Source organism: Pseudomonas sp. W2-17, assembly GCF_041060445.1.
Classification (GTDB): domain Bacteria; phylum Pseudomonadota; class Gammaproteobacteria; order Pseudomonadales; family Pseudomonadaceae; genus Aquipseudomonas.
Genome location: NZ_JAUFNS010000003.1, coordinates 1 through 13,121, shown reverse-complemented (window position 1 = coordinate 13,121; position 13,121 = coordinate 1). Strand labels below are relative to the sequence as shown.

Genomic DNA, 13,121 nt, shown 5'->3' with positions numbered 1-13,121 from the left:
CATGCAACCAAAATCCAAAGCTGGCAGTTTTAACTGCGAGCTGAGTCCGCGTGCGCTCGACAGATGGAACCCGGCCATCAAGGCAGCCGTGGAGTCAACCAACGACACCATCACCATCTACGGTGTGATCGGCCAGGACTGGTACGGGGAGGGCGTGACCGTCTCGCGCATCGACGCGGCGTTGCGGTCCATCGGCGACAAGCCGGTCGACGTCTATATCAACTCGCCGGGCGGCGACATGTTCGAAGGCCTGGCCATCTACAACCGTCTTCGCGAGCACAGCCAGGCGGTAACCACAAAGGTGCTTGGTTTGGCTGCCTCCGCTGCCTCTGTCATCTACATGGCGGGCGAAAAGCGCGAGGTCGCGAGTAGCGGCTTTCTGATGATCCACAACTGCTGGACCGTTGCCGTCGGCAACCGCCACGACCTGCGCAACACCGCGGACACCATGGAAGAGTTCGACGCGGCAATGGCTGATCTATACGCGGAAGGCAGCGGTCAGGCAGTCGCCGACATCACCGAGATGCTGGATGACGAGACCTTCATCCGCGGCAAACGAGCGGTGGAGCTCGGTTTCGCAACCGGACTGCTGTCATCCGACGAGATCACCGAGCGCGAAGACGAGCAGACCCAGCAAAGCAACGCGCTCAAAGCTATGGATGTGGCTCTCGCAAAGGCGGGAATGGCCCGCAGCGAGCGCCGCGAGCTCTTCGCCAATTTCAAGTCCAGCACGCCGCGCGCTGCTGGCGGGGGTACGCAACACGCTACCTCGTCCGACAAGCCCCGCGCTGTCGAGCTCGACCTTGCACCCCTGCCAAAACTCTCTTTCTCAATTCCTGCGTGAGGCTTCACACCATGATGAAATTTCGTCTGTCCCCGGCATTCTTGATGGCGGTGCTGGCCATCGCTGCCATGATTCCGCTGACCTTCGGCGTCACACCCCAAGCCATTGCCGGCGCTGTTTTTCTGATCGGTCTCACGACCACGCTCGTGAAGCGCGGTACCTCCCGCTACACCGGCTGGAATGCCCAGATGGGCAAGATCGGTGAAGCCGACATCGAAGCCCAGTACAAGGAGACTCAGGCCAACCTCAAGGACATCGGCGATCAGCTCAAGGCACATGCCGAGACGGCGCAGAAGCACGTTGATCGCCACGAGGGCCTGAGCAAGGAAACCTCCGCCAAAGTCGACGAGTTGCTGATGAAGCAGGGCGAGCTTCAGGCCCGTGTGCTCGAGGCCGAGCAAAAGTTGGTCAATGCCAACCGAGACACCCAGCGCAACGAGCCGCCAAAGTCGGCTGGTGAACTGTTCATCGCCAGCGAGCAAATGGAAGGCGTCAATTCGTCTTTCCGCGGCTCTCGTCGCGTTTCTGTGCCGCGCGCCGCAATTACCACCACCTCCGCCGGTGGCCTCGCTGCAACCGAGCGCCTGGACACTGTTGCCCTGCCGGGCATGCGCCGAGCCACCATTCGGGATCTGGTCGCACCTGGTCAGACCGAGGCAGGTTCACTCGAGTACGTTCGCGAGACCGGGTTCACCAACAATGCCGCAGTTGTGGCAGAAGGGGCTGCCAAACCATATTCCGAAATCACGACGGCATTGGTCACTGCGCCGGTCCGCACCATTGCGCACCTGTTCAAGGCATCTCGCCAGATTTTGGACGACGCGAAGGCACTGCAAAGCTACATCGACGCTCGTGCTCGCTACGGCCTGCTGTTGACTGAAGAGTCTCAGCTGCTTTATGGCAGCGGCGCTGGTGCGAACCTGCAGGGGCTTGTCCCGTTGGCAAACATCTATGCCGCACCTACTGGCTGGACCGTAACCGGCGAGCAGCGCATCGACCGACTTCGTCTGGCGCTCCTGCAAGCCGAACTGGCTGAGTTCCCTTCCGACGGCATCGTTATCAACCCGACTGACTGGGCTTTGATTGAGTTGCTCAAAGACGGTCAGGGTCGCTACTTGATCGGCCAACCGCAGGAAGGCACCGCTGCTCGCTTGTGGAACCGCCCTGTCGTAGCAACCCAGGCCATGAAGCAGAACGATTTCCTGGTGGGTGCCTTCAAGTTGGGCGCGCAGATCTTTGACCGGATGGAAGTTGAGGTTCTGATCTCCACCGAAAACGACAAGGACTTCGAAAACAACATGGTCACGCTGCGCGCCGAAGAGCGCCTGGCCTTCGCCATCTACCGTACCGAAGCGTTCGTCACCGGCAAGCTCGCTGCTGCTGCGTAAACCCAACCCCTGAAATGGGGCGGCGCTCCCGTCCCCATCGAGGTGAGATATGCCAGATGTATTGATCAAGCCGCTGCGGGCCTACGAGGATCGCGGCACCATCCGCGACTTTGATAACGAGCCTTACGCGGCCCCGGTATGGCTCGCGAAGGAGTTGGAGCAGCTCAAGCTGTGCCAGATCGTGAGCGAAGAAGGCGCTGAGGCGCTGGACCTGCCGGCCAAAGCTGACACGACCCTTGCGCTGAAGATCGCCAAGAAGGGGCAGCGCTGGATTGTCGCTGACGCCCAGGGTGCCCAAGTCGGTGATTTCATTGGCAAGCGAGATGAAGCCGAAACCGAGCTTGCGAAACTGGTGGCGGCCGCGCAATCAGACTCTGCTGATGTACCAGAAACGCCTATCGCTCCACCCACCGAGCTGTTGGTCGCTGAAGAAGACTCTCCTCCGCTGATCGAGTCGGACGAACCCGTTCAGGAGTAAGTGATGTCCGCGATCAATATCGAGGTGGCGATCGAGCACCTGCGCGCCGAGGATGATGATCGCGAATTCATTCAAGGCTTGCTGGACGCGGCAGAGGAAGCGGCTTGCAATTTCATGGCGCGCCGGGTGTATGCGGATGCTCCCGCTATGGTCGCAGGCCGAGCAGCTGCTGTTGAGTTGCGTGCCCAGGCCAGAATCAGCTACAGCGCAGCGATGGCAACGGCTGATCTCATGTATGAAGAGGATGATCGTTTGTCTGCGGTTGAAATTGCTGGATACAACCTTAAGCATGCGATCACTCAGTCTGAAGCGATGAGCCTGAGCATCGTACTCACCCCTGCGATTCAGGCTGCGTGCCTGCTCATCCTTGGGCACCTCTACACCAACCGTGAGGATGTTGTGGCAGGCGCCGGGACAATGACCGCGGTTGCACTGCCGCAGGGTTCGAGGTTTCTGCTCGCACCTTATCGCGTGCAGATGGGGGTCTGATGGCGATGTCTGAACCTGGTGCCGGCGACTTGAACCGCCGCGTCACCCTGAGGAAGCGCTCAGATTCCCCGGCCGATGATGGTGGCCTTGCTTCGCAGTTCAGCGAAGAAAAAAAGCGCTGGGCTCGCATAGAACCGGTCGGGACAGCCATTTACCAAAATAGTGTGCAGACCGACTCCAAGATTACCCATCGCATTACCTTGCGGTATCTCGGCGTTCTCCCCATTGATTTCGAGGTGGTCCACGGCGGCGTTGTTTACCGTGTCAGCCGTGCAACCGATATGAACGGTAGTCACAAATTCACCGTTCTGGAAGTTGAGGAGCTCGGTATGGATCAGCCGGGAGGAAGCCTGTATGGCTAGACCTGCAGCTTATTTGCATTTCGGCGAGTTCGACAGCTACGGCAAGCTCGATTTCGACAAGAAGGAAATCCGCAACGGCATGCGCAAGGCCGGCGTGCTGGTGCGCGCCGAGGGCCGAAAGCTGGTCAGCAAGCGCGCAGTGTCAGGAAAAGGCCAGTACCCCGGCATGCGCAAGGGCAGGCTGCGCCGTTCGATCACATACCGGGTCAGCCGTGCCGGCTTCCTGGTGAAAATCGAACCGCAAAAGACCGCCGACATGAAGGACTTCTACCCGGCTTATCTCTGGTACGGCGTGCGCCGCGGTGCCAAACGTGGCAAGTCCCATAAAAAGCAGGAAGCGACCGGGGCGTGGCGGATCGAGCCGCGCGAGAACTACATGGTCGACGCGCTGAACAATCGAGCCGATGACGTGCGCTCGATCCTCAAGCGCGCTTTTGCTGAAGCCCTGCGCTGACAAAGAGACCTCTCATGAAAATCACTCCTGTGGTGCTGCACCTGCGGCAGCGCTGCCCGCTATTCGGTGGGCGCGTGGCGGGCGGCATCGACTTTGACGCGGTGAAGGCCAGCCAGCAAGTGGACCGTCCCGGCGCGTTTGTCATTGCAACCGGTGACGACGCGTCCGACAACGACCTGCAGAACGGTGTCCGGCAAGACATCACAGACGCTTTTGATGTGGTCGTCATCCTGGATGCCAAGGATCAACGCGGGCAATTGGCCGTGGATGTGCTGCACGACATCCGAGCGCAGCTGTGGCGGGCGTTAGTTGGTTGGAGGCCCGGCCCCGAGTACGACCCCATCACTTACGACGGCGGCGACCTGGTGCAAATCGATCGGGCGCTGGTGATCTACCGCTATTCGTTCATTACCGCCTTCCAGTTGGGGCGCAACGCTGAAACAGAACCTGCCGAAACCTGGCATGAGCTGGAGCTCGACGGGCTGCCCAGGCTGGAAGGCATGGACATCAACGTGGACTGCATCGATCCGGCAGACCGCAACCTGAAATACCCCGGCCCGGATGGGCGCATTGAAATACAAATCAAAGAGGACATGCCATGAAGCGCATTACCGTGGTGCCGGCCGAGGGCCGCGCGGTGCCGGATCCGGAAACCGGGGAGCTGTTGCCGGCCGAGGGCCGCGCCGTGCCGGACGATATCTATTGGCGCCGCCGCGTCAACGATGACGACGTGAAAATCAAGGATGAAGACGCGAATTCGGGCGAACCCACAGCGCCTGCCCAGCAGGACCTTGGGGCCGAACCGGAGGCCACAACTGACCCTTTCGACCCAAAGGCCTCTGCCAAAAACCCGTCCGCTAAAGAGGTCTCGACCAAATGAGCGTAGGATTTCAGCAAATCCCGCAGGACATCCGCGTCCCGCTGTTCTATGCGGAGATGGACAACTCGAACGCCAATAGCGCGTCGAGCGCGCTGCGCCGCCTGATCGTGGGACAGGTCAACGACCTGTCCACCGCAGATGAAATCGGCAAGCTGGTGCTGGTGTCGAGCCTGGCCCAGGCCAAGACGATCGGCGGCCAAGGCTCGATGCTCGCGGCGATGTACGACACCTGGCGGCAGAACGATCTGGTGGGCGAGATCTGGTGTTTGCCGGTCAAGGCCAGTGCCGGTGCTGCGGCAACGGGCAAGGTGACCATCACCAACACTGCCACTGAAACCGGGCTGATCAACTTGTACGTGGCGGGTGTGCGTGTTCAGGCGACTGTAGCCTCTGGCGCTGCAGCGGCCGTCGCGGCCGCAGCGTTGGCTACCAAGATCAACGCTGCTGCCGATCTGCCGGTTACCGCTGCTGCGGCAGCGGGTGTGGTAACGCTGACGTCCAAGTGGCTTGGTGACTCCGGCAATGATATCGGCCTGAGCTTGAACCGCCTTGGCAAGAGCAATGGCGAGTTCACCCCGGCGGGCCTGACTGTTGTGGTAGCGCCGATGTCCGGCGGCGCGGGCACCCCCGATGCCACAGCCTCCCTTGCGGCGCTCGGCGACGCACCGTTCGAGTTTATTTGCGTACCCTGGGCCGACACCACCACCCTGGACGCATGGAAGATTGCGATGGGTGATGCCAGCGGCCGCTGGTCGTGGGCAAAGCAGCTCTATGGTCACGTTTACAGCGCCCTGCGCGGCACGCTTGGCACGCTGGTAGCAGCCGGTCAGCCGCGCAACGATCAGCACATGACCATCTTCGGCTTCGAAGCGGGCGTTCCTCAGCCATTCTGGCGCGTGGCGGCTGCTGGCGCTGCACGTCAAGCGGTGTTCCTGTCCGCCGATGCCAGCCGGCCAACCCAGACCGGGGCGTTGGTGGGAATTGATCCCGCGCCTGAGGGGGCACGCTTCACGCTGACCGAGTTCAACTCGCTGCTGCAGTACGGTATCGCGACCTTGTTCTTCGAAGGCGGCTACATGCGGGTCCAGCGTGCGATCACCACTTACCAGAAGAACGCTTATGGTCAGGCGGATGATTCCTACCTAGACAGCGAGACCATGCACCAAAGCGCGTACATCGTGCGCCGCCTCAAAGGCATCATCACCAGCAAGTACGGTCGCCACAAGCTGGCCAGCGATGGCACCCAGTTTGGCGATGGTCAGCCGATCGTCACGCCCAATGTGATTCGCGGTGAGCTGATCAGTGAATACGGCAACATGGAGCGCGACGGCCACGTCGAGAACTCGGCGCTGTTCGCCCAGTACTTGATCGTGGAGCGCGATAGCAAGAGCCCGACGCGCATCAACGTGCTGTACCCGCCGGATTACGTGAACGGCTTGCGCATCTTCGCGCTGCTCAATCAGTTCCGCCTGCAGTACACCGCCGAAGCGGCGTAACGCTGTCCCGTTTTCAAGGCCCGCCACGAGCGGGCCTTTTTATTTGGAGGCCCACTCATGGGGCAGAAAGTTGCTGGTACCTGCTACGTCAAGGTTGACGGCACGCAGTTAACCCTCAAGGGCGGCGTGGAAGCACCGCTCATGGACAAGACGCGGGAGACCGTGGTCCCTGGATTTTTCAAGGAGGAGGACAAGGCGCCCTGGCTCAAGTTCTCCGCGGTGCACACAGCGAACTTCCCGCTCAAGGCTTTGACCGAGGGGACGAACATGACCATCACTGCCGAACTCAAGAACGGCAAGGTCTACACACTTTCCGGCGCCTACCTGGTGGATCAGCCGAGCTCCAACGGCGAGGAAGGCACCATTGAACTGCAATTTGACGGCGTTAAAGGGGTATGGCTGTGAGTGAAGAAAAGCAGGTTGTTGACCCGAACGCGCCGATCAAGTTGAGCTCCCCGATTCAGGCGCATAGCGAACAGCTCACTGAGTTGGTGCTGCGCCGCCCGACGTCGCAGGAAGCCCGGGCGATCAAGGCATTGCCGTACAAGATCGACGCGGATGAGGCGGTGTGCCTGGATCTGGATGTGTCGGCCAAGTACATCGCCGTGTGCGCCGGCATTCCGCCTTCGTCGGTGAATCAGCTGGATCTGGCGGACCTCAACAAACTCGCCTGGATGGTGGCAGGTTTTTTCATGACCCCGGCGTCACCAGTCTCGAAGACCTGATTTCTCTGGTCTACGACCTGGCCTATTTCTGGAAGGTTGACCCTGAACAGATGATGGCCAGGCCGCTGGATATCTTTCTTGAATCGCTGGCTCAGGCGCAGCGGATCAATCGCGCGTTGCAGGTGGACTGATGGCAGATCAATTTCAGCTCAAGGCACTGATCACCGGTGTCGACAAGCTGTCGCCAACGCTGGCCGGCATTCGCAAGAACGTTGCCAACTTCCGCAAGGGCTTGCAGAACACAGGTCTGGGCAATCTCAGTTTCAAGGAGGTCATCACCGGCGGCGCGCTGGCAGCGCCGTTCGTGATGGGGACGCGCGCAGCGATAGAGTTCGAATCGGCGATGGCCGACGTGCGCAAGGTAGTCAACTTTGACGCGCCCAGCCAATTCAAGGAGATGGGCGATGACATCACCAAGATGTCGGAACGGCTGCCGATGGCCGCCAATGACATCGCCAAGATCGTTGCAGCAGGCGGGCAGTCAGGCATTGCCCGGGGAGAGCTTCTGGGTTTTGCACAAGACGCGGTGAAGATGGGCATCGCGTTTGATCAGACCGCTGAGCAAAGCGGCGACATGATGGCCAAGTGGCGGACTTCCTTCAAAATGACCCAAGCCGAGGTGGTCGGTCTCGCTGACAAAATCAACTACCTGGGCAACACCGGGCCGGCCAACACCAAGCAGATCTCCGACATCGTTACTCGCGTCGGGCCGCTTGGGGAAGTCGCGGGCGTAGCGTCGGGTCAGATTGCGGCACTGGGCGCGACTATGGCTGGCACGGGTGTCGAGCAGGAGGTGGCTGCCACCGGCATCAAGAACTTCATGCTGGCGCTTACCAAGGGCAGCGCCGCGACGAAGACTCAGTCAAACGCGATGAAGTCGCTCAGATTGAACTCGAAAACCGTGGCGGCAGGAATGCAGAAGGATGCTCAAGGCACGATGCTCCAGGTGCTAAAACGTATTGCTGAGGTTGATGCAGTCAAGCGCCCAGCGCTGCTGACCAATCTCTTCGGCACTGAGTCCGTTGCTGCAATCTCGCCACTGCTAACCAATCTAGGGCTACTCGAGAGCAACCTGAAAAAGACCGGTGACGCTTCGCAGTACGCCGGCTCAATGGAGGCCGAATACGCTTCGCGTGCGGCCACGACTGAAAACAATTTGACGCTCATGCGAGGTTCTTTGAACCGGGCGAGCATAGCGTTGGGCCAAGCATTTTTACCCCCGCTAAATGCCGTGATCAATAAGCTGCGGCCCTTTATCAGCCATGTGGGCGACTTGATTCAGGCCAACCCTGCGTTTGTCAGAGGACTCGCCATGGCGGGCGTCGCTTTCACTGCCATTCGCGTGGGCGCGGTAGCAGCAACTGTCGCCACCAGGTTGTTGGGGCTTGCGTTTTCAGCGACCCCGATTGGCATTGCGGCCGTGGCTATTGCCGCTGCTGTCGGTGTGATCGTCGCAAATTGGGACACCTTGGCGCCGTACTTCGAGCAGCTGTGGGACAGCATCAAGGGACCGGCAATGGCGGTATGGGGCTGGATGAAACAGTTGTTCAAGTGGTCCCCGGTGGGACAAGTCATTGCCAACTGGGAGCCCATCAGCGAATTCCTCGGAGCGCTTTGGGACGTCATCAAGGCCGCCGCTGTGTCCACCGGGGACTTCATGAAGGCTGCTTTCAACTGGGCACCCATGACGGTCATCGCTCGCAATTGGCAACCTTTGTCTGAGTTCTTCAGTGCGTTGTGGGACGTCATTCGTGCCTTGGCAGCCGTCGCATGGGAGGGCATCAAGGACACCATGGCCGCGGCGTGGGGCTGGATCAAAGAGCAACTGGGCTTTGACCCGGTGCAGATCGTCACCGAAAAGTGGGAGCGACTGGTCGCTTACTTCAAAGGCCTGTTCGAGAGAATTCGACCTTATATACAGCCGCTGATGGATGCAGGTGACTGGGCCAACCAGAAGACCGATGCGGCCACTGGTTGGATCAAGGGCAAAGCAGCGCAGGTCAGCAACTTCTTCTCGAAAAGCGACCCTGCCGCGCTGTCCGGCGGTGTGATCAATACCGGCACGGAAGGGCTCAGGCACTTCGCAGCGGGCATCAGTCAGCAGCCTGCGCCCGTGATTGCAGCAGATGGCATTAAACAGGCTGCTCCTGTTGTTGCAGCACAGGCTCCTCGGCATTTTGCGCCAGTCGCTACCGCCGGGCTCAGTCAGCGAAAAGAGTCGTTTACGGCCGACAACGGCCCGATCCTTGATCGCCCGCTGCCACTTATGCCCGGCGCGATACTGCCGGCACCAGGCAGTTTGCTCGCCGGTGCGTCAGGCAAGTCGCAGTTGAACGGGGAGCTGGTCATTCGCCTGGAGGGAGATACGCGGGGCGTAAGGCCTCAACCGGCCACCACCGATCAGCCCGGGCTCAAGATCAGCACCAATGTCGGTTATAGATCCCTTTCTGGAGCGCAATAGATGGCCGATACCTGGCGCGAGCAGTTATTGCCGGCGTCGTTTCGGGGCGAGACGTTCCTCATCGAGGACACGTCGGTGCCGGTGGGGCGCAAGGTCCAACTGCACGAGTACCCCAAGCGAGACGAGTCGTTCGCCGAACAGATGGGCAAGGTCGCCCGCGTGCATAAGGTCAAGGCGTACATCATCGGCGACGATTGTTTCCAGCGCCGCGACAAACTGCTCAAGGCTTTGGAGACCGAAGGGGAGGGCACGCTTGTTCATCCCTGGCTTGGGCAATTGCTGGTGGTGCCCGGTGCTTGCGAGATGGCCCACAGTCGCCGAGAGGGCGGCATGGTCACCTTCGACCTAACGTTCTATCCAGGCAACGCCCAGATAAACCCCTCGGTGCGCGCCAACACCGCGCGCATGGCGGGGCAGACCTCGGCCAGCTACTGGAGCGCCGCGCTTGGGCGGTACAAGTCGGCCATGGCGACGGTGGACGCCGCGCGTATCAACTTGATCGGCCTGCAGAACACCGTCACCGGTTTGTTTGGCGTCATCACCGGGCAGTTTTCGCCGCTGGGCAGCGCGATCGGGTCCGCCCGATCACTGGCTCAAATGCTGACCAACTCGCCTGGCGCTCTGTCGAGCCTGTTCAGTGGGTACTTCAGTGACCTGGGCCAGTCCTCAGCAAAGAGCTCGAGCGTTGCGGCATCGAGCGGCACCGGATCATCTTCCAGTGCAGGCGCTGGCGGGACGTCCGGTGGCGCCACCAGCGGCAGTGACGTCGATACATCTGCCTCGGCATCCGTGACGAGTGCCACGAGCACCACCAGCGCCGGCGCCTCGATGTTCACCAGCTACACCGATGCGGTGGGGATAGTGTCCAGACAGGCAGAGGATGCGGCCAGCATTGATACGGTCATGGCGGGCAGTGGGGCTGATACCACGGCTGCGGCGCAGGCGCTGGCCAACCTTGTTCAGGATGCGGTCCTGGTGCAGGCAACCGCGACGATCGCGCAAATGCCTGTGCTGACCCCCGCTGCCAAGGATGAGTCGACGGCGTCGCTGCAGCAGCAAGTCGTCGAGCCCGTGGCGCGAGCCGAGGTGCCGGTGGCCGATGAGGTGATTGCTGTAAGGGACGCACTGGATGCGGTGTTTTGGCAGGCGGCTCTCAAGGCTGACGCGACCTTTTACCCCGCCATCAATGAGGCCCGCCAGCAGGTATCCAGGCACCTGACGGCGGTCGCCGCTTCCGGTGTTCAACTGGTCAGCGTCACCCCGCTGCAAACCGTGCCGGCGCTGGTGATGGCTTATCGGCGTTTCGGCGACGCGACTCGCGAGGGTGAAATCGTGCAACGCAACAAGATCAATCACCCGGGCTTTGTGCCTGCCGCCCCCCTTCAAGTAGCCAGGGAGTAACCGCATGTCCGACCCGAAGACGGTTGTGACGCTGACCGTTGACGGGCTGGATTATTCCGGTTGGACCTCGGTGGAAATCAGCGCAGGTCTTGAACGGCAGGCGCGCAGCTTCAACATCGGCATCACCTGGAAGTGGCCCGGACAAAACGTGCTACGCCCGGTCAAGCAGGGTGCTCGCTGCGAGGTGCGCATCGGCGGTGATCTGGTGGTGACGGGCTGGGTGGATGCCACGCCGATCAGCTACGACCATGAGAAGGTCACCACCTCCATTGCCGGCCGATCGTCAACCGGCGACCTGATCGACTGTGGCGCGATCAATCAGCCGGGCCAGTGGAAAGGCCAGAGCGTGCAGGCAATCGTTCAGGCGCTGGCCAGCCCCTACGGACTTTCGGTCAAGAGTGAGATCGCGACCACCGGCAGTTTGACGGACCACACCATTGAGCCGGGAGAAACGGCGTTTGAATCCATCGATCGCCTGCTCACCCTGTATCGGGTGTTCAGTACCGACGATGCGAGGGGCAACGTTGTGCTGGCCGAGGTTGGGAGTGCAGGGCGCTCAGCCGAATCGCTGGAGCTGGGCCGCAACGTGCTCAAGGCAGACGCCGCGCTGGATTTCACACGCGTGTTCTCCGAATACCGGGTCATCGGCCAGCGCTCAGGCACCGATGAGGACTTTGCCAAGACCACCACCGAGGTCAACAGCTCCGTCACGGACCCGCGTATGGCGCGCAAGCGAGTCAAGGTCATCCATGAGAGTGGACAGCTCAGCGACAAGCTGGCGGCCGACCGGGCCAATTGGGAGCGCGGCACCGCCGTGGGCAAGGCGCTGGAAGTGACCTATGACGTCCAGGGCTGGCGGCAGAGCAACGGTGCGCTGTGGCTGCCAAACACCATCGTGCGCGTCGTTGATCCGGTGATCGGTTACGACCGCGACATGCTCATCGCCGAGGTGACCTACACGCTCGACGAGCAAGGGACGATCTGCCGTCTTCGAGTGGGACCGCCCGAGGGCTACCTGCAAGAGCCTGACGACCCGCACAAGAAGCGCAAGGCGAAGAAAACCGACGCCGTCGAATACCTCCTACCTGCGGACTACAAAGACAAATGAGCCGACTGATGAACCTGCTGACGCGCGGCGTCGTGGCGATGGTCAAGTCTACGGGCAAGATGCAAAGCCTGCAGATGCGCCTGACCCATGGCGAGCTCAAAGACGGGATGGAGCACCTTGAGCCCTACGGTTTTACAAGCTGCCCCCACGAGGGAGCAGAAGGCCTGGCCGCGTTTATGGGGGGAGATCGATCCCACGGCGTCGTAGTGGTGGTCGCGGACCGGCGATATCGCTTGCAAGCGCTGCAATCGGGTGAGGTCGCGATATTTACCGATGAGGGCGACAAGATCCACTTCAAGCGCGGCCGCATCATCGACATTGAGACCCAGACGCTGAACATTCGCGCGGCCAAGGGGGTTCACTTCGAAACGCCCAGCATCACCCAGACCGGGAAGATCGTCAGCCAGGGCGACCAGATCGCCGGGGGCGTCAGCCAGATCAACCACCCGCATACCGGTGTGAAGTCAGGCCCAGACCAGAGCGGACCGCCGGTCCCTGGGGGTGCGTCATGACCGTCATCGTTGCGGATGGTGTGGAGGTCAACCTGCGCCGGGCCGTGGAGATCAGCCTGTTTACCTGGCGCCGCGCCAATGCCTCCGACCAGGTTGAGGACGAAGAGCGTTACGGCTGGTGGGGTGACAGCTTTCCGCTGGTTGCGAACGACCGTATCGGCTCGCGGCTCTGGCTGCTGCGCCGGCGCAAGCTCACTACTGCGACCATCGGTGATGCCGTGACCTATGCCCAGGAGGCGCTCAGATGGTTGCTGGATGACGGACATGCCACTGCGGTGCAGGTGCTTACAGAACGCGCCGGGCATTCCCGGCTCAACCTGGGCGTAGTCATGACCCTGCCCTCGGGCGAAACACTGGATATCTACCCTAACGAACATTGGCAGGTGCTTTATGCCGTTTGAAACCCCGACCTTGCCCACACTCATCAGCCGCACTGCTGCTGACCTTGCCAGCGACGCCCTGCGCCAGTCAGATGCGCAGGTGCTGTCACGCACGATCAGCGGCGCGGCTTATGGGCTGTACG

At 61.1% G+C, this 13,121-nt stretch carries 15 protein-coding genes and 2 pseudogenes; all 17 read left to right on the top strand.

The annotated features are described in order from the left end of the window. Position 1 precedes the first annotated feature (1 nt). Positions 2-844, top strand: coding sequence for a head maturation protease, ClpP-related (locus tag QWI20_RS04085; protein ID WP_369304315.1), 843 nt, complete (start codon positions 2-4; stop codon positions 842-844). An 11-nt stretch (positions 845-855) separates the two neighbouring features. Continuing rightward, positions 856-2,232, top strand: a complete 1,377-nt coding sequence (locus tag QWI20_RS04080; protein WP_369304314.1) for a phage major capsid protein — start codon at positions 856-858, stop codon at positions 2,230-2,232. Between the two features lie 49 nt (positions 2,233-2,281). Beyond that, positions 2,282-2,710 (top strand): hypothetical protein, encoded by a 429-nt coding sequence (locus QWI20_RS04075; protein ID WP_369304312.1) that lies wholly within the window; start codon positions 2,282-2,284, stop codon positions 2,708-2,710. Between the two features lie 3 nt (positions 2,711-2,713). Further along, a complete protein-coding gene (locus tag QWI20_RS04070) occupies positions 2,714-3,199 on the top strand; it encodes a head-tail connector protein (protein ID WP_369304311.1) in 486 nt (161 codons plus the stop codon). Further along, positions 3,199-3,561, top strand: a complete 363-nt coding sequence (locus tag QWI20_RS04065; RefSeq protein ID WP_369304310.1) for a phage head closure protein — start codon at positions 3,199-3,201, stop codon at positions 3,559-3,561. Before QWI20_RS04070 ends, QWI20_RS04065 begins: the two co-directional genes overlap by 1 nt. Then, on the top strand, positions 3,554-4,015 hold the full coding sequence (locus QWI20_RS04060) for a hypothetical protein (RefSeq protein ID WP_369304309.1): 462 nt from the start codon (positions 3,554-3,556) through the stop codon (positions 4,013-4,015). The genes QWI20_RS04065 and QWI20_RS04060 overlap by 8 nt, the downstream gene beginning before the upstream one ends. 14 nt (positions 4,016-4,029) lie before the next feature. After that, positions 4,030-4,617 carry a hypothetical protein gene (locus QWI20_RS04055; RefSeq protein ID WP_369304308.1) on the top strand — a complete coding sequence of 196 codons (588 nt, stop codon included), beginning with the start codon at positions 4,030-4,032 and terminating at the stop codon, positions 4,615-4,617. After that, a pseudogene (locus tag QWI20_RS04050) lies at positions 4,614-4,763 on the top strand (DUF2635 domain-containing protein); the annotation flags it as partial. The gene QWI20_RS04055 and the pseudogene QWI20_RS04050, both read left to right, overlap by 4 nt. A 128-nt stretch (positions 4,764-4,891) precedes the next feature. Further along, positions 4,892-6,391 carry a phage tail sheath subtilisin-like domain-containing protein gene (locus QWI20_RS04045; RefSeq protein ID WP_369304307.1) on the top strand — a complete coding sequence of 500 codons (1,500 nt, stop codon included), beginning with the start codon at positions 4,892-4,894 and terminating at the stop codon, positions 6,389-6,391. A 57-nt stretch (positions 6,392-6,448) separates the two neighbouring features. Then, positions 6,449-6,796 (top strand): phage tail tube protein, encoded by a 348-nt coding sequence (locus tag QWI20_RS04040; RefSeq protein ID WP_133776789.1) that lies wholly within the window; start codon positions 6,449-6,451, stop codon positions 6,794-6,796. Next, entirely contained in the window at positions 6,793-7,116 is a 324-nt protein-coding gene (locus QWI20_RS04035; protein ID WP_369304306.1) for a phage tail assembly protein, read from the top strand. The genes QWI20_RS04040 and QWI20_RS04035 overlap by 4 nt, the downstream gene beginning before the upstream one ends. A gap of 232 nt (positions 7,117-7,348) precedes the next feature. Then, complete coding sequence (locus QWI20_RS04030; protein WP_369304305.1) at positions 7,349-9,577, top strand: phage tail tape measure protein; 2,229 nt, start codon at positions 7,349-7,351, stop codon at positions 9,575-9,577. Next, entirely contained in the window at positions 9,578-10,978 is a 1,401-nt protein-coding gene (locus QWI20_RS04025) for a DNA circularization protein (protein ID WP_369304304.1), read from the top strand. A gap of 4 nt (positions 10,979-10,982) precedes the next feature. After that, entirely contained in the window at positions 10,983-12,086 is a 1,104-nt protein-coding gene (locus QWI20_RS04020) for a phage baseplate assembly protein (protein ID WP_369304303.1), read from the top strand. Continuing rightward, positions 12,083-12,598: a phage baseplate assembly protein V gene (locus QWI20_RS04015; protein ID WP_369304302.1), complete on the top strand. Its 516-nt coding sequence runs from the start codon at positions 12,083-12,085 to the stop codon at positions 12,596-12,598. The genes QWI20_RS04020 and QWI20_RS04015 overlap by 4 nt, the downstream gene beginning before the upstream one ends. Further along, positions 12,595-12,999, top strand: coding sequence for a phage GP46 family protein (locus QWI20_RS04010; protein WP_369304301.1), 405 nt, complete (start codon positions 12,595-12,597; stop codon positions 12,997-12,999). Before QWI20_RS04015 ends, QWI20_RS04010 begins: the two co-directional genes overlap by 4 nt. After that, positions 12,989-13,121 (top strand): annotated as a pseudogene (locus QWI20_RS04005) (baseplate J protein); the annotation flags it as partial. The gene QWI20_RS04010 and the pseudogene QWI20_RS04005, both read left to right, overlap by 11 nt.

Coding starts and splice junctions, on each gene's coding strand:
- QWI20_RS04060 (WP_369304309.1), top strand. CDS start 3,554: ATGGCTAGACCTGCAGCTTATTTGCATTTCGGCGAGTTCGACAGCTAC.
- QWI20_RS04070 (WP_369304311.1), top strand. CDS start 2,714: ATGTCCGCGATCAATATCGAGGTGGCGATCGAGCACCTGCGCGCCGAG.
- QWI20_RS04010 (WP_369304301.1), top strand. CDS start 12,595: ATGACCGTCATCGTTGCGGATGGTGTGGAGGTCAACCTGCGCCGGGCC.
- QWI20_RS04040 (WP_133776789.1), top strand. CDS start 6,449: ATGGGGCAGAAAGTTGCTGGTACCTGCTACGTCAAGGTTGACGGCACG.
- QWI20_RS04075 (WP_369304312.1), top strand. CDS start 2,282: ATGCCAGATGTATTGATCAAGCCGCTGCGGGCCTACGAGGATCGCGGC.
- QWI20_RS04020 (WP_369304303.1), top strand. CDS start 10,983: ATGTCCGACCCGAAGACGGTTGTGACGCTGACCGTTGACGGGCTGGAT.
- QWI20_RS04080 (WP_369304314.1), top strand. CDS start 856: ATGATGAAATTTCGTCTGTCCCCGGCATTCTTGATGGCGGTGCTGGCC.
- QWI20_RS04025 (WP_369304304.1), top strand. CDS start 9,578: ATGGCCGATACCTGGCGCGAGCAGTTATTGCCGGCGTCGTTTCGGGGC.
- QWI20_RS04055 (WP_369304308.1), top strand. CDS start 4,030: ATGAAAATCACTCCTGTGGTGCTGCACCTGCGGCAGCGCTGCCCGCTA.
- QWI20_RS04015 (WP_369304302.1), top strand. CDS start 12,083: ATGAGCCGACTGATGAACCTGCTGACGCGCGGCGTCGTGGCGATGGTC.
- QWI20_RS04085 (WP_369304315.1), top strand. CDS start 2: ATGCAACCAAAATCCAAAGCTGGCAGTTTTAACTGCGAGCTGAGTCCG.
- QWI20_RS04045 (WP_369304307.1), top strand. CDS start 4,892: ATGAGCGTAGGATTTCAGCAAATCCCGCAGGACATCCGCGTCCCGCTG.
- QWI20_RS04065 (WP_369304310.1), top strand. CDS start 3,199: ATGGCGATGTCTGAACCTGGTGCCGGCGACTTGAACCGCCGCGTCACC.